Genomic DNA, 15,099 nt, shown 5'->3' with positions numbered 1-15,099 from the left:
TCGTACTTCGTCATCGGCTCAACCGACTGCGCAGCGGGGTGACCTCGACAGGCCCACCGGGCTCAGGACCGGCAGCGGCTGCGAACTCGCCGTAGCGTCGTGCGAGCGGTGCCGCAGTGATTCCGTGGGCGACGACGCTGAGCAGGACGGTCGTCGCGAGTACGGTCACGGCTTCGTCGGCCTGGGTCCCCAGCGTTTCCAAGGCGAGAAGCGCGAACACCAGCGAGGCCAGACCACGGGGGCCGAACCAGCCGATGAACAGGATCGTGGTGCGGTCCAGACCTGCACCGAGCGAGACGAGCGCGACGGGGAGCATGCGGACCACCGTGAGGCTCAGGACGGCGTAGACGATGCTCCTGCCGTCGATGCGGTCGAGCATGATCGGGACGGCGACAGCACCGAAGGCCATCCACACCAGCGACGCCAGCAGCATGCCCATCTGCTCGAGGAACTCCAGCTCGGCCGGAGCCCGGCGACCGGCGCACGCTCCGAACGCCAGACCCCCGCAGAAGGCTGCGACGAAGCCGTTGCCCTGCAGCGCCAGGGCGCTTGCATACGCCGCCAGCGCCAACGCCAGGACGGCGATGCCGGCGAACGACTCCGCGGCGGTCCCATGGCGACGGGCCGTACGCAGTGCCAGACCGCCCACGCCGCCGACCGCGACGCCTACCGCCGCGCCGATGAGCAGCTCGACGGCGGCATGCCCCGCGCTCTCGGCGTGCTCCAGTCCCTCAGCGGCAGCGGCGCCGGCGATGGCGAGCATCACCACGGGGGTGGCGATGCCGTCGTTGAGGCCGCTCTCGACGGTGATGAGCTGCCGGATACGTGAGGGAATGGCGGGGTTGCTCACGACCGGCACACCGAGGGCGGCGTCGGTTGGGGCCAGTGCCGCCCCGACGAACAGGGCCAGCCACATGCCGAGCCCTGGGAAGAACAAGGCGGCCAACCCCCAGCCCAGCAGGATGGTCAGCGGCAGGCCGATCGCCAGCAGGCGGAGGTAGCGGCCGGCATCGCGGCGCAGCTCCTGCACTGGCAACCGCGCCGCGTCGGAGAACAGCACCCACACCAAGGTGAGCTCGACCAGCGGTGTCACGGCCTCTGGCCCTGAGGGGCCGTCGACCAGGCCCAGTCCGGCCAGAGCAAGGCCGACGACGACGAACGCGATCGGCGCCGTGACGTCGGCCCGCTCCAGTCGATTCGAGATCAGCCCCCAGGCGAACAACGCCGCGGTGACCACCACGATGGCCGTGACATCCACGGTGGCTCTCCTGTCTCGGTGGACCCCGGGCAGGGACCGTGCCGGTGCATGAGGTTGGGCGAAGACAGCGGCCGCCTCCGTCGGCTGGGCCCTGTCGATCGGGGATCGGTCAGTCGCGGCCGAAACGGTCGCGGCGGTCGTCGCGGCGGTCTTCTCGTCGGTCAGATCGACGGTTGATGCCGTGCGCTACCACGACGGCACCTCCGACCGCGGCTACGGTCCTTCTCCTGCGCCTGGCTGCCATGGGCATGTCAGTCTCCTTCCTCGTCGGCCTCGGCGGCGTCGGCCTCGACGGCCGCGATCACCGCCTGGATCGGAATGCGCCCGCTGGCTGCTAGCTGGCCGCCAGCACGGCGGACGGCGGAACCGAACGGAGCGGCCCACAGGTTCTCCCACACGAGAACGGCAGCGGCGTTTCCCGGCTCGATGGTCTCGACCAGGTCGTTGACGTCCTGTTCGCTCAGCACCATCGCCAGCTCCGTCTCGTAGGCGCGCAGCTCACCGATGTCGCTGTCCTCCATGTCGGTGGCCTCGAGGACCTCGTACCCGCCTTCCCGGTCCCTTCTCAGGAAGATCAGGTCCAGGACGCGGATCAGCTCGCGGTCGACCAGGTCCTTGAGGATCGGGGCGACCTCGCCGGTGAACTTCGGCTCAGGGAACTCGACCACGATCCAGTCGACCGGGCCGAGCTCGTCGATGTTGATGCTCATGCATGACTCCTCTCGTGCTGCTGGGTACGCCGTACCGGTCGGTTCCGGCGCGGAGGCTCAGCCGGCTGCCCCGTGGGCGAGTGCGGCCTGGGCGGTGGACTCGTGGAGGGAGAGGTCCTCGTCGTGGGCGTGGGGCGCGAGGTCGAAGACGACGTTTCGCACGGTTCCGGTGAAGGCGTACGGCGCCCGGTCCTCGTAGTCGAGGTCGACGACGCCGCCGTTGTCCCGGGAGACGTCCATGCCTGCGTAGGTCGTGAAGATCAGCGAGACGGTGCGCGGGATGTCTCCCTCCCCGATCTGCTTGTCACCGGCCCACAGCGTGACGTGGCCGGATGTGCCGGGGGTCGGCTGGTCGGCGTCGAACAGCATCTTGAGGGTGATGTCGCCTGTGGGGATCGGCTCGGTGGAGGTTTGTCGGTAGGTGTCGATGCCGAGGTACTGGTAGGTGTGGTTCAGGAGCCCCTTCTCGTCGACCCACAGCGCGAACCCGCCGATGAAGTCGGCAAAGGCCACGAGCACGCCCTCGGCGCCCCCTTCGGGCACGTGCACGTCCGCTTCGATGGCGTACGAGCGACCGATGATCCGGGGGATCTGCGTGGTCTGGATGTTCTGGACGTCGCCTGCGAAGGTGAACCGGGTCTGGGTCGGCATCGGCGGCAGGATCCCGAAGAACACCGCGAACCCGCCGAGCAGCGGAAGGACGCGGTTGCGTTCGGCCTCGGCCCAGAAGAGCTCGACCAGCTCGGCGACCTTTTCGGGGTTGTCGGCAGCCAGGTCATGGGCCTGGGAGAAGTCATCGGGCAGGTAGTACAGCTCCCAGGGGTCCCGGCCGGGGTCCCAGCCGCTGCCGGGGCCGAATCTCGAAAGGGTGGCGGGTGAGAAGTCCCAAGGCAGCTTGTCGAGCTTGGTGCAAGCCCACCAGCCGTCCTTGTAGATCGCGCGGCTGCCGTACATCTCGAAGTACTGCACCGTGTGTTGCTCGGCGGCCTCGGGCGTGTCGAAGGTGTAGGCGAAGCTGGTGCCGTCCATCGGCTCCTGCTCGATTCCGTCGACGACGGTCGGCTCGGGCAGCCCGATGACCTCCAGGACCGTGGGGACGATGTCGATGCAGTGGGTGAACTGCGCCCGCAGGTGGCCACCGCCGGCGATCCTCTTCGGCCAGGAGATGACCATCGGGTCACGCGTCCCACCGAGGTGGCTGGCCATCTGCTTGCCCCACTGGAAAGGCGCGTTGTTCGCGTGCGCCCAGGCAGCCGCGAAGTGCGGGGCGGTGTGGAAACCGCCGAGCTCCTCGAGGCCGCCGTACTTGTCGATCATCTTGAACTGTTCCTCGGCGTCGAGCACCACTCCATTGAAGAAGGTGGTCTCGTTGAACGAGCCCGTTACGGTGCCCTCCATCGAAGCCCCGTTGTCGCCCCAGATGTAAATGACCAGAGTGTTGTCGAGCTCGCCCATCTCCTCGACCGCGTCGAGCATCCGGCCGACGTTCCAGTCGGCGTTCTCCGAGTACCCGGCGAACACCTCCATCTGGCGGGCGTACAGCTTGCGCTCCGCGTCACTCAGGCTGTCCCAGGCCGGGTACGCTGCGGGCCGCTCGGTGAGCTCGGTGTCGGGCGGGACGATGCCGAGCCTCTTCTGCCGTTCGAGGGTCTTCTCGCGGTACACGTCCCAGCCGTCGTCGAACTGGCCCTTGTACTTGTCCGCCCACTCCTTGGCCACGTGGTGTGGCGCATGGGTTGCGCCGGTCGAGTAGTAGACGAACCATGGCTTCTCGGCGTCCTGGGCGCGGACTGCGTGCAGCCACTCGACCGCCTTGTCGGTGATGTCGTCCGGGAAGTAGTACGGCTTCCCGTCCGGACCCTCGGGAACACCGAGGGTCGAGTTGTCCTGGGTGATGATCGGGTCGTACTGACCCGCGGCACCGGTCAGGAAGCCCCACCAGTGGTCGAAACCCCATCCCGTGGGCCAGTGGTCGAATGATCCCGCCGTGCCCATGTCATGCCCGGGGGTTATGTGCCACTTGCCGAACCCGCCGGTGACGTAGCCGTTCTCCTTGAGGATCCGGGGCAACGCGGTGCAGGACCGCGGGCGGATACCGGTGTAGCCGGGGAACGGCGCGGGGAATTCCGCGATCCCACCCATGCCAACCCGGTGGTGGTTGCGCCCTGTCAGCATCGCGGCGCGCGTCGGGGAGCAGACCGCGGTCACATGGAACCGGTTGTAGGTGATGCCCTGCTGCTGCACGCGGGTGAGGTTCGGCGTCCGGATGCCGCCGCCGAAGGTGTCGGGTCCCCCGAAGCCGGCGTCGTCGATGAGAACGACGAGGACGTTGGGCGCACCTTCGGGTGCCTTCGTCGGCGCCACGATGCTCCAGTCGCCCACGGACTCGTCGATCGTCCGACCGCCGACGCCGCTGAAGCCGCGGTCCGGTACGGGCAGGACGCTCCGGTCGGGGTTGAAGTTGCCCATCGCCTCGGCCAGCTTCGCCTTCAGCTCCTCGATGCCGCGCTCGTCGCTCTCGACGACGGACTTCAGGGGTGAGCCCGGAAGAACCCGCTCGACGTCGAGGCGAGACTCGGCCGGGAACACGCCGATGATCGCCGCCGTGCCCGCCTTCAGCGCCGCACTTACCTGTTGCTGGATGGCCGCGGTGAGCTTGTGGCCGGCGAAGTGGCCGACCACCGCCCCGGCGGCGGCGCCCACCGCCGCCGCTCCGAGCATGGGCGGGGCGAACAGCCCCACCAGGACACCCGCTCCACCGCCCCAACCCGCACCACGACGGCCGAGGTGGTTGCCGGTGTCCATCAGCCGAGGCGTACCGTCGGCGTCCCTGCCGACGAGGATCATGCCCTGGCTCGACACCTCCTTGGCTCGGACCTTGTCGGCAAGCGCACGGAACTCAGCCTCGGCGACCTCGACATCGGGGTAAGCCGCCACGAGCAGCATCTGCGTCTTGGTCATCGTCCGATCCCTCTCGTACACGGCCACCGATCTGCAAGCCTTTGACCACTGGACCTCAGGACGTCAGAGGCCATCAGAGGCGAAGGACCCACTCTCCGTGAGGTCCTCGCTCCGTAGCGCGTGATAGGCGTTCACCGCAGCGGAGGTCAGCGGCGCGGCCAGAATCGCTCCCATCACTCCGAAGAGCAGCGTCGCCGTCGTCACGGTGAGCAGGACTGCGAGGGGGTGCAGGCGCAGGCGGGTCCCGAACGCGAACGGCTCCACCACGTTCTGGATGGTGTTGTTGGCCAACAGCACGATTGCCAGCATCGCCACCGCGTCGCCGAGGCCGCCGGATCCATATGCGATCAGCACAGCGAACGCGCCGGAGACGAATGCACCGAGGTAGGGCACATAGCTGGTGACGAAGGAGACAAGCGCGATCGTTCCTGCAAGCGGAACGCCGAGCACAAGGGCCCCGATGGCGACGACCACCGCGTTCGCCGCACCTATCAGGGTCAGCCCGGCGGCGTATCCGCGAAAGGCGTTCACTGTCCCGTCGAGCACGCTACGACCCAGCGCCGGAGGCAGCCCGAGGCGGCCGGCCGTCCAACCGACGATCTGCTCCCAGTCCTTCAAGAGGAACAGCAGCATGAACATGGCCAGGACCGACCCGACGACGAGACTGCCTGCGGAGCTGAAGAGGGCTCCCAGGGCCCCTGACGTGAGCACGCGGACGACCTCATGGGCCGCGTCGACGAGGCCGCCCGAGGCTCCGTCCGAAGACGCGGCGTCGTCCACCTGCTTGAGCGAGGCTTCCATCTGGGCCCAGATCTCGTCACTCTGGCTCGTGAGCCCGTTGATGACCACGGCGATCGTGACCACGATCATCGACAGGGCAAGGATGAGGACGAATGTGGCTCCCAGCCAGCGGGGCACGCGCCACCGTTCCAGACGATCAGCAAGTGGAACCAGGATGGCCGCAAGCACAGCAGCAATCGCCAACGGGATGGCCACGTCCGCAACAAGCGCGATCAGTACCAGCAGGAGGGCGAGAACTCCGGCGATGCCGAGCAACAGCCAAGCGCCGAGGCCGGCGTTACGGAACCACGCAGGGACATCCACACCCGCCAGTCCCCGCTGCGCCCCCACGGGAGATCCATGGGTGGATGCACCCTCGACATCACTGGCCATTGGAGTGACCCATTGAGGAGGTTGCCATGCCTCCCCCTCTCGCAGCAGACCGCGACGGCAGCTGTGCTCACCGCTGATCACCTCCACCGTGGGCGGGTCCTGCCGTCCTCGCGTCACCCGCCGCGGATGACCCTGGGTGAAGCGTTGGGTCCGGCGCCCGGCGAGTTGCCGTCTCGGCCTTCGTCCTTCTTGGCGCCGCGGTTCCCGGTCCTAGGTGAAGATCCGGTCAAGGGAACCGGGCAAATCGGACAAGGAGTGGACTAGGGGCCACCTCGACTGTCACCGTCGAAATGTCGACAACGCAGGCGTCGACCGCCCGACAGGACCGCAACCTGCTTGTGGTGCAACGAAATTCGAGACCTGGACTCTGCGGATGCTCGTCGTTGTACGCGATTGGTGTTGATGGCTCCCCGCTCAACCGAACGGTGACACCGACGGCTGGCACATCGCTCATAGACCAGCGACCGAGGGGGACCCGGGCGCTGAAGGCTCCACCAAGGTGGTCCACCCAGTACCGGGTGTGCCGTGGGGACCGGTCCCCCTCGCTCCGCACGGCACACCCTTGGGAGGGGGTGGCCATGTCGCCGACGACTGGCAACCAGGCGGAGCATGGGCCGCCTCTCCTGCGCTCCGGTGAAGACCGCCCGCTCGAACTGGATCTCAGCGAGATCGCCGCGCGCCAGCTCCTCGCCCGCATGCTGTCCAGGGACTACGACGACTGGTCGCAGGCCCTCTCACGGGTGGGGTTCTGCGCCAACCACATTCGCCTGGTCGCGCGGGCGAAGCGTTCGACACCACCGGGGCGCTGATCCGCTCCTACGGCTCGGCGGAGGAGACGCTGGGGGTGACGTTCACCCGGTGCCGCAACCGCCGGGCGGACAAATGCGAGTCCTGCTCGCGCCTGTATGCCGCGGACACCTTCCAGCTCATCCGCGCCGGCATCGCCGGAGGCAAGACCGTCCTCCAGACGGTGGCGGACAACCCTCTGGTCTTCGCCACCCTCACTGCCCCCTACTTCGGCCCGGCCCACGGCACGCGCCCGAACGGCGGTCGGTGCCGGCCCGGCGCGACACCGGCCACCGCTGCGCCCACGGGCGCCCGACGTCCTGCCTAGCGGTGCACGGCGACGACGACCCGGGGGTGGGGCAGCCGCTGTGCCCCGACTGCTACGACTACGCCGCGCAGGTGGTGTGGCAGTGGTGGGCGCCGGAGCTGTGGCGCCGGTTCACGATCGCCCTCTACCTGCACCACCTCGGCACCCCCGCCGACCGGGCCGGACTGGAGCGTCTCAACGCTCGGGGGCACGCCGGGGGCACACGAAAAGAGGCAGGGTCGGAATGACAAAGGAAGAACCCCGCCCGACCTCACGCGTTTGCGCTGGTCAGACGGGGTTTCCGTCGGGTGGAGCTGAGGGGAGCCGTCGTCGCTCGTCCCTCGCTCCTCCTCCCGAATCCCCCCATACACATCCAGAGAATGAAAAAGGACCGGACGAAAAGCGTGTCCGGTCCATTTTCATTCTGTGGAGCTGAGGGGATTCGAACCCCTGACCTTCTCATTGCGAACGAGACGCGCTACCAACTGCGCCACAGCCCCTCGATGCGGACGAAACTGTAACACCGAGCCGCCGGAGGACACGAACCGGCTCACGTGTTGGCGGCGCGCATCACCGTCTCACCGGTGGCGACCAGCCGGATCTCCACCGCGGCGATGTCGCGGGGCGCGAGGGCCGACGGCGCGCTGGGGCGCATGACCTTGTCGGGCCGAGCCGTCCACACCGCGCCCTGGACCGCCTTGCCGTGCCGGTCCACGACCCACACGGCGTAGTCGGCCCAGGCCCACGCGGGGTCGTAGTCCTTGGCCCCCATCGGCCGGCTGGTGGAGGTCGGGGAGGGCCCGGTCGCGGCGTACTGGCACTCCACCTGCACCTGCGTCCCCCGCCCTGACGGGACGAGGTCGACGACTGCGGTCATGGACGACGGGATGACAGGCGAGAACGCCAACCGCGTGGGGCCGTTGGAGGAGACGGCGACCGGCGGCCGCTCGCCCCCGCCGGTCGCCGCGGACACGGCATACCCGCCGACTCCTCCGATGGCCAGGGCGGCCGCGGCAGCCGCGGCCGGCACCCGCCAGTCACGCCGCCGGTACGACGTCCCCTCCACCACCGGGAGCACGGGCATCAGGGAGGCGGGCGGCTCGGCGCGCAGGACCTCGTCGTCCAGCGTGTCGAGCGCGAGCGCCTCCTGGGCGGGCACCCGGGCGAGCAGCCCCGGCATACCGGCCAGCTCGGCCACCGCACGACGGCAGGCCGGGCACCGGGCCAGGTGCTCCTCGTACTCGTGGCGCTCGGCGCCTGAGAGCGAACCCAGGACGTATGCCGCGTCCCAGTCGGCGTACCGGTCCAGCCCGCTCATGGTCGGGTCACCCCCTTCTCCTGCAGCACGAGGCGCAGGCTGCGCAGCCCGTAGTGGAGCCTCGACTTCACCGTGCCGGCCGGCACCCGCAGCGACTCGGCGATCTCGGCCACCGTCCTTCCCTCGTAGTAGGCCGCGGTGATCACGGCCCGGTGCTCGGCCGACAGCGATCCCAGTGCGTCCGCGATCAACCAGCGGTCGAGCACCTCGGACGTCGCGTCGGGCACCGGCGAGTCGGTGACGTCGGCGGTCCCCCGCTCGTGGCGGGACGCCGCGCTGCGCCAGCGGTCGACGACGATGTGACGGGTCACGGTGAACAGCCAGGCCCGGGCGGCGGCATCACTGCGCCCCTCCAGGCCGGGGTCGTTCCACGCCCGCAGGAGGGTCTCCTGCACGACGTCCTCGGCGGCCTGCGGGTCGTGGGTCAGGTGCAGCGCAAAACGCCAGAGCTCCGGCGCGTGCCGGTCGTGCAGCCCGCGCAGCGCGGCTTCGCGCTGCGCCACTGCTCGCTGGCTCACTCCCACGCATCCTCCCGCCGTCCCGATCGTCTCGCCGCGGTCGCGCGACGTACAGCCGTTTGGTGGGAAGACGAGACAGCCCCCGGTCTGGTTCACCGTGGGGTGACATGAACCTCGGGCCCCGCCGTCTCGTCCTCACGGGCAGATCACCACCGACCCGTCGATCCCGAGAGGACACCGAGATGGTCCCAGCACCGCACCTCGTCCGACACCAGAATCGGGCCCGACTGCTCCTGCCCACCGCCGCCGTGGCCCTGCTGGCACTGGCCGGTTGCGGCTCGTCGAACAGCGGTACCCAGTCGCCGACCACCGCCGCGAAGACGCCCGCCAAGGCCGCCGCGCCCCAGGCGAGCGGCGCGCTCAAGACAGCCGACAGCAGCCTCGGACGCATCGTCGTCGACGGAAAGGGCATGACGGCCTACTACTTCACCAACGACAAAGCCGGCTCCGGCACCAGCACCTGCACCGGGCAGTGCCTGCAGCTGTGGCCCGCCATCACGACGACCGCCACGACACCGACCGCCACCGGCGTGACCGGCAAGCTCGGCACCATCACCCGCCCCGACGGCTCGAAGCAGCTCACTGTGAACAGCCGCCCCATCTACACCTACGCCCCCGACACGCAGCCCGGTGACGTCAAGGGCCAGGGCGTGGGTGGCGTCTGGTACGTCCTGCGGCCCGACGGGACGATGGTCACCCAGTCGTCCGGCGGCAGTGGCAGCGGCGGCTACTGAGCGCGGCTCGTCGTGACGGTCAACGGGCTGCCCGCCCACGTCCTGCTCGTGCACCTCGTCGTGGTGCTCCTACCCCTCACCGCGGTGGCCGCCGTGCTCGTCAGCGTCTGGCCGGCGGCCCAGCGCAAGCTCACCTTCCTCGTGCCGCTGGGTGCCGTGGTCGGCATGGCGGCGGTGCCCCTGACCACCGCCGCCGGGAACGCACTGGCGGCCCACCTGGGCAACCCGCCCTTCATCGCGCACCACCGCAGCCTCGGCCAGCAGGTGCTCCCGTGGGCGGCGGCGCTGGCCGTCACGACGACGGCGCAGTGGCTGTACCTGCGCCGTCAGCCGCGGCCGGGAGGTCCGGGACGCCTCCTGGCCGTGGCCGTGGTCGTCGCTGCGGTCGGCACGGCAACGGTGGTCGCCCTCACCGGCGAGGCAGGGGCCCGCGCGGTGTGGGGCAACCGCTGAGCAGTCTGGGTGACGGCCGTTCGGGGGAACGCCCGGTCGGAGGGAACGGCCGGTCAGGCGCCGGCCACCCTGCGCACCGGCTCGTCGTATGCCGCGTCGGCCATCTCCGGGGGCACACCGTGCCCCACCGGGGGCGCCTGGGTGCGCGGCACGACGGCCTTCATCGTGTAGGTCGGGCGCGGCACCGGCACCGGGTCCCACGTCAGCGGGATGTCGTCCTCGTCCACCAGCGGACCGACCGGCACCTGCTGGCCCGCGACCGCGGCGGCCGGGGAATGCACGGTCTGGTGGGGGCCAGACGCACGCTCGACCGCCTCGACGTCGTAGAAGGAGTCGCGGACCGTGGCCGGCTCGGGGTCGGCCTGCTCGGCCTCACCGCGCTGCGGGGCCGAGGAGGAGACGGAGGCCGAGGGCTCGGGGCGGGCCTGCGGCACCCGGGAGGCGTGGGCAGACCCCGCCGGGCGCCCAGCGGTGCGGGCCGGGCGAGCGGCGCCGGGGCGCACGCCGGCGGAGCCGTTGTCCAGCGCAGGGCCACCGGCGCGGGCGGCCCGACGTGCCGCCTGCTCGGCGGCGACGCCACTGCGGACCCACACCAGCGCTCCACCGACGGCGGCGACGGGCGCGAGCACCGCCAGCCACGGCAGCACACCGAAGGCGGCGAGCACGAGGAAGACGAGCACCGAGGCGAGGGAGCCCAGCAGGGTCAGCCCCCGGACCCGGCGGCTCGGAGCGACGGACTGGCGCTGCGGCGCTGCGGCGTCCTGCGCCGACGAGGCGTCACCCGGAGCACCCGCGCGACCGGCGGCCGAGGCTCCCACGGCCTCCACGGTCTCCGGCGCACGGCCGGCGCGCTTGACGAGGATCTCCGGACGCGCCGGGCGAGCCGGGCTCACGGCATACGAACGCGGTTGCGGCGCAGACAGATCCGCGACGGGGAGCGCCGCCCGGTGCTCGAGGACGCGCATCGACTCGGAGAACCGGTCGACGGAGCGGGCGGTCGCGAGGTGCTCGCGGCGGCGGACCCAGTGCTGGACGAAATAGGCAGCCCAGATCGCAATGATGACAAGGAAAACAAGACTGCTGGGCTGCACGGAGACGACGTTAGGTCCCTGTCGGGTCGCCGCCGTGGACGTGCGGCGGTGTGTCGCCAATGTGACTGCTGTTGTTTCTGTGAAAACGCTCCAGCAGGGTCAGGCCGCCGAGGTCCTCCCGGGTCAGTGCGAACGTCCGGTGGTCGCGCCACTCCCCGTTGATGTGCAGGTAGCGCTCGCGCACGCCCTCGTCGCGGAAGCCGAGCTTGTGCACGACCGCCAGGCTCGGCAGGTTGTCGGGGCGGATGTTGACCTCCACCCGGTGAAGGCCCATCTCGCCCATGGCGTGGTCGACCACGGCGGCGAGCGCGGTGGGGGCGATGCCACGGCCGGCCACGGGCTGCGCCACCCAGTAGCCCGCGGCGCACGACAGCAACGAGCCCCACGAGACCCCGAAGAGGTGCATCTGGCCGACGATCCGCCCGTCGGCACGGATCGTGAAGGGCACCGACCGACCCGTGCGGGCCTCGCGGTTGTAGTGGCGGACCAGGGCGCCGTAGCTGAGGTCCGGGCCACGACCGTCCGGGGAGGTGGCCTCCCACCGCTCCAGCCAGCGCCGGTTCTCGGACCGGACCGCGCGCCACTCGGCGTGGTCACGGCGCCGCAGGGGCCCGAGCTCGATGGGCTGTCCGGCGGGTGTGGTCACCCGCACCACCACCGGCCAGCGCACCATCAGTGGTCGCCGCCGCCGATCTGGGACAGGATGTGCGGCATCACGGGACCGAGCACGGCCAGTCCGTCGCGCACCGCGCCGGAGGAGCCGGGCAGGTTGACCACGAGGGTGGAGCCGGCCAGACCGGTGATCCCCCGCGAGAGCATCGCGGCCGGCACGCCGCCGGCGATCCCCGCCGCGCGCAGGGCCTCCGCGATGCCGGGCACCTCCTGGGTGATGAAGGGCGCCGTGGCCTCCGGGGTGCGGTCGGTCGGGGTCAGCCCGGTGCCGCCGGTGGTGATCAGCACGGCGGGCCGCTCGGCGAGCGCCGCGGCGATCGCCTTCGTGACGGCCTCGCCGTCGGCCACCACCACGGGGTCGGCGGCGTCGAGGCCCCACTCGCGCAGGGCAGCGGTGATCTGCGGACCACCCTTGTCCTCGTAGACGCCGGTGGCCGCCCGCGTCGAGCAGGTGATGACGGCAGCGCGGGGTGCGCTCACGCCTCCTCCTCCCAGTCGCCGGACCGGCCGCCGGACTTGGCCGTGACCCGCACATCGGTGATGCGTGCGTGCCGGTCGACGGCCTTGACCATGTCGATCACCGTGAGGGCGGCCACGCTCACCGCGGTGAGGGCCTCCATCTCGATGCCGGTGCGGTCAGCGGTCCGCACGGTCGCCGCGATGGCCACGCCCTCGTCGACCACCTCGAGGTCGACCTCGACGGCGTGCACCGCGATCGGGTGCGCCAACGGGATCAGGTCGGGCGTCCGCTTGACCGCCTGTATGCCGGCGATGCGGGCGACCGCGAGCGCGTCACCCTTGGGCACGTTGCCGGCGCGCAGGGCGCGAACCGCGACGTCCGACAACAGGACCCGGCCCTTGGCACTCGCCTGCCGGGCCGTCACCTGCTTGGCGGAGACGTCGACCATGTGGGCCGAGCCGTCCTCCCGCACGTGGGTCAGCTTCTCGCCCGACACCTGCTCGGTCACGGCGCGTCCGTCCCGAGCAGGGGCAGGCAGAGCAGCTCGTCGCCCTCCTCGACCCGGGCCATCTCGGGCGGCACGACGGCGAGCGCGTCGGCGGCGGCGAGCGCGCCGAGCATGTGGGAGCCCTGGCCGCCGGCGGGACGCACCCGGTCGCCGTCGAGCACGACCCGGGTGAACTCCATCTTCCCCTCCACCGACGGCCACGAGGCGGCGGCGGTGGCCGGCACGAACCCGGGCGGCCAGGCCTTCTCGGGGCGCCCGGCCATCGCCCGCAGCGCGGGGGCGACGAACACGTGGAAGGAGACGAGGGCGCTCACCGGGTTGCCGGGCAGGGTGAAGACGGGCACCTGCGCGGCGCCGAGCACCCCGAAGCCCTGCGGCATACCGGGTCGCATGGCGACCTTGTCGAACTGCACGGTGCCCACCTTGGAGAGCACCTCCTTGACGGTGTCGAAGGCGCCCATGCTGACCCCGCCGGTGGTGATGATGGCGTCGGCCCGCTGCAGCTGGGCCTCGAGGGCCTCCGTGAGCTGGCGCGCGTCGTCGGGCACCCCGCCGACGCGGTGCGGGGTGGCGCCGACCGCGCGGGCGGCGGCGACCAGCATCACCGAGTTGGAGTCGACGACCTGGCCGAACCCGGGCTCCCTGCCCGGTTCGACGAGCTCGTCGCCGGTGGAGAGCACCACGACCCGCGGCTTGGGCACCACCCGCACGCGTGCGGTGCCGGCCGCGGCGAGCAGGGCCACCTGGCCCGGCCCGAGCAGGGCGCCCGCGCGCAGGATGACCTCGCCGGCCCGAACGTCCTCCCCCGCCTCGCGCACGTGCTGGCCCACGGCGGGCGCGGCGTGCAGCGCGACCTTGGCGACGCCGCCGTCGGTGAGCTCGACCGGCACGACGGCGTCGGCGCCCTGCGGCAGCGGGGCGCCGGTCATGATCCGCATGGTCTGGCCCGGGGCCAGCGTCAGGGCGTTGGTGTTGCCGGCTGCGATGTCGGCGACCACCGGCAGCACGACCGGGTCGTCCTCCGAGGCGCCCTCGAGGTCCGCCGCGTGCACGGCGTACCCGTCCATCGCCGAGTTGGTGAACCCGGGCAGCTGCACCGACGCGGTGACGTCCTCGGCGAGCACGCACCCCTGCGCCTCGAGCAGGCCGCTCTCGGTGGGCGGCAGCTGCCGGACCGCCTGCAGGATCCGCCCGAGGTGCTCCTCGACCGAGATCATGAGCGGGTGGCGGCCTGCTCCGCGCGGTCGCCGTCGACGGCCTCGCCGACCGTGCGCTCCTCGCAGAACGCATCGAGCCAGGCGCTGAAGTCGCTGCCGAGCTCGGGGTGCACCAGGCCCAGCTTCACGACGGCCTTGAGGTAGTCGAGCCGGTCGCCGGTGTCGTAGCGGCGGCCGCGGAACACGACACCGTGCACACCACCGCCGGGCTTGTCGGAGGCGGCCAGCTCGGCGAGCGCGTCGGTCAGCTGGATCTCGTTGCCACGCCCCGGCTTCGTGTGCTCGAGCACCTCGAAGACCGACGGGTCGAGCACGTAGCGGCCGATGATGGCGAGGTTGCTCGGCGCCTCCTCGGGGGAGGGCTTCTCGACGAGGCCGGTCACCTTCACGACGTCACCCTCGACCTGCTCGACGGCGGCGCAGCCGTAGAGGTTCACCGACTCGGGCGGCACCTCCATGAGGGCGATGACGCTGCCGCCCTTCTCCTCACGGACCCGCACCATCTCCTCGAGCAGGTGGTCGCGGGCGTCGATGAGGTCGTCACCGAGCAGGACGGCGAACGGCTGGTCGCCGACGTGGTCCTTGGCGACCAGCACCGCGTGCCCGAGGCCGAGCGGCTGGCCCTGCCGCACGAAGTGCACCTTGCCGAGGTCGGCCGACTCGCGGACCCGCTTGAGCCGGTGCTCGTCACCCTTGGCCTCCAGCGCGGCCTCGAGCTCCCAGTTGCGGTCGAAGTGGTCCTCGAGGGCCCCCTTGTTGCGCCCGGTGATGACCAGCAGGTCGTCGAGGCCCGCGCGCACCGACTCCTCCACGACGTACTGGATGGCCGGCTTGTCGACGACCGGCAGCATCTCCTTCGGGGTCGCCTTGGTGGCGGGCAGGAAGCGGGTGCCCAGTCCAGCAGCGGGGATGACGGCCTTCGTGACACTCATG

Annotated in this window: 17 protein-coding genes and 1 tRNA gene; 5 read left to right on the top strand and 13 right to left on the bottom strand. The window is 71.0% G+C overall.

The window, feature by feature from the left end:
- Positions 1–10 precede the first annotated feature (10 nt).
- The 4 genes from BMW78_RS16110 to BMW78_RS16095 form a co-directional block, all read right to left on the bottom strand.
- On the bottom strand, positions 11–1,258 hold the full coding sequence (locus BMW78_RS16110; protein WP_091761816.1) for a cation:proton antiporter: 1,248 nt from the start codon (positions 1,256–1,258) through the stop codon (positions 11–13).
- A 251-nt stretch (positions 1,259–1,509) separates the two neighbouring features.
- Positions 1,510–1,968, bottom strand: coding sequence for a DUF6325 family protein (locus BMW78_RS16105; RefSeq protein ID WP_091761814.1), 459 nt, complete (start codon positions 1,966–1,968; stop codon positions 1,510–1,512).
- Between the two features lie 57 nt (positions 1,969–2,025).
- Complete coding sequence (locus tag BMW78_RS16100) at positions 2,026–4,929, bottom strand: arylsulfatase (protein ID WP_091761812.1); 2,904 nt, start codon at positions 4,927–4,929, stop codon at positions 2,026–2,028.
- Positions 4,930–4,992: 63 nt separating this feature from the next.
- On the bottom strand, positions 4,993–6,060 hold the full coding sequence (locus BMW78_RS16095; protein WP_177180437.1) for an AI-2E family transporter: 1,068 nt from the start codon (positions 6,058–6,060) through the stop codon (positions 4,993–4,995).
- 620 nt (positions 6,061–6,680) lie between these two features.
- Between BMW78_RS16095 and BMW78_RS16090 the strand changes: the two genes are divergently transcribed.
- Genes BMW78_RS16090 through BMW78_RS16080 form a run of 3 tightly spaced genes read left to right on the top strand, consistent with a single transcriptional unit; the run spans position 6,681 to position 7,443 of the window.
- Positions 6,681–6,911, top strand: coding sequence for a hypothetical protein (locus BMW78_RS16090; protein ID WP_143056304.1), 231 nt, complete (start codon positions 6,681–6,683; stop codon positions 6,909–6,911).
- A 35-nt stretch (positions 6,912–6,946) separates the two neighbouring features.
- Positions 6,947–7,216: a replication initiator gene (locus BMW78_RS16085; RefSeq protein WP_091761806.1), complete on the top strand. Its 270-nt coding sequence runs from the start codon at positions 6,947–6,949 to the stop codon at positions 7,214–7,216.
- A 2-nt stretch (positions 7,217–7,218) separates the two neighbouring features.
- The gene (locus BMW78_RS16080; RefSeq protein WP_091761804.1) at positions 7,219–7,443 is read left to right on the top strand and encodes a replication initiator; all 225 of its coding nucleotides are present in this window, start codon (positions 7,219–7,221) and stop codon (positions 7,441–7,443) included.
- Positions 7,444–7,622: 179 nt separating this feature from the next.
- Here BMW78_RS16080 and BMW78_RS16075 read toward each other — a convergent pair.
- The 3 genes from BMW78_RS16075 to BMW78_RS16065 form a co-directional block, all read right to left on the bottom strand.
- Positions 7,623–7,695, bottom strand: a tRNA-Ala gene (locus tag BMW78_RS16075).
- 50 nt (positions 7,696–7,745) lie between these two features.
- On the bottom strand, positions 7,746–8,513 hold the full coding sequence (locus BMW78_RS16070; RefSeq protein WP_091761803.1) for an anti-sigma factor family protein: 768 nt from the start codon (positions 8,511–8,513) through the stop codon (positions 7,746–7,748).
- Complete coding sequence (locus tag BMW78_RS16065) at positions 8,510–9,031, bottom strand: sigma-70 family RNA polymerase sigma factor (RefSeq protein WP_245735909.1); 522 nt, start codon at positions 9,029–9,031, stop codon at positions 8,510–8,512. Before BMW78_RS16065 ends, BMW78_RS16070 begins: the two co-directional genes overlap by 4 nt.
- 182 nt (positions 9,032–9,213) lie before the next feature.
- Here BMW78_RS16065 and BMW78_RS16060 point away from each other — a divergent pair, with 182 nt between their 5' ends.
- Both BMW78_RS16060 and BMW78_RS16055 read left to right on the top strand, forming a co-directional pair.
- Positions 9,214–9,765, top strand: coding sequence for a COG4315 family predicted lipoprotein (locus tag BMW78_RS16060; protein ID WP_091761800.1), 552 nt, complete (start codon positions 9,214–9,216; stop codon positions 9,763–9,765).
- Positions 9,766–9,777: 12 nt separating this feature from the next.
- Entirely contained in the window at positions 9,778–10,218 is a 441-nt protein-coding gene (locus tag BMW78_RS16055; RefSeq protein WP_091761798.1) for a DUF2231 domain-containing protein, read from the top strand.
- A gap of 53 nt (positions 10,219–10,271) precedes the next feature.
- Here BMW78_RS16055 and BMW78_RS16050 read toward each other — a convergent pair whose 3' ends face one another.
- From BMW78_RS16050 to galU, 6 genes are read right to left on the bottom strand one after another with little or no spacing between them, the layout of a single operon-like run.
- A complete protein-coding gene (locus BMW78_RS16050; RefSeq protein WP_091761796.1) occupies positions 10,272–11,309 on the bottom strand; it encodes a hypothetical protein in 1,038 nt (345 codons plus the stop codon).
- Positions 11,310–11,319: 10 nt separating this feature from the next.
- On the bottom strand, positions 11,320–11,955 hold the full coding sequence (locus BMW78_RS16045; protein ID WP_245735908.1) for a GNAT family N-acetyltransferase: 636 nt from the start codon (positions 11,953–11,955) through the stop codon (positions 11,320–11,322).
- A 26-nt stretch (positions 11,956–11,981) separates the two neighbouring features.
- Positions 11,982–12,461: a MogA/MoaB family molybdenum cofactor biosynthesis protein gene (locus tag BMW78_RS16040; RefSeq protein ID WP_091761792.1), complete on the bottom strand. Its 480-nt coding sequence runs from the start codon at positions 12,459–12,461 to the stop codon at positions 11,982–11,984.
- A complete protein-coding gene (gene moaC, locus BMW78_RS16035) occupies positions 12,458–12,889 on the bottom strand; it encodes a cyclic pyranopterin monophosphate synthase MoaC (protein WP_245735918.1) in 432 nt (143 codons plus the stop codon). Before moaC ends, BMW78_RS16040 begins: the two co-directional genes overlap by 4 nt.
- Positions 12,890–12,945: 56 nt before the next feature.
- Positions 12,946–14,166, bottom strand: coding sequence for a molybdotransferase-like divisome protein Glp (gene glp / locus BMW78_RS16030; protein ID WP_091761790.1), 1,221 nt, complete (start codon positions 14,164–14,166; stop codon positions 12,946–12,948).
- Positions 14,163–15,098, bottom strand: a complete 936-nt coding sequence (galU, locus tag BMW78_RS16025) for a UTP--glucose-1-phosphate uridylyltransferase GalU (RefSeq protein WP_091761789.1) — start codon at positions 15,096–15,098, stop codon at positions 14,163–14,165. Before galU ends, glp begins: the two co-directional genes overlap by 4 nt.
- Position 15,099: the final 1 nt, after the last annotated feature.

Origin of the sequence: Pedococcus cremeus, assembly GCF_900111375.1 — a bacterium.
In the GTDB taxonomy this organism is placed as follows: Bacteria; Actinomycetota; Actinomycetes; order Actinomycetales; family Dermatophilaceae; genus Pedococcus_A; species Pedococcus_A cremeus.
This window is presented reverse-complemented; position numbering and strand designations above follow the sequence as displayed.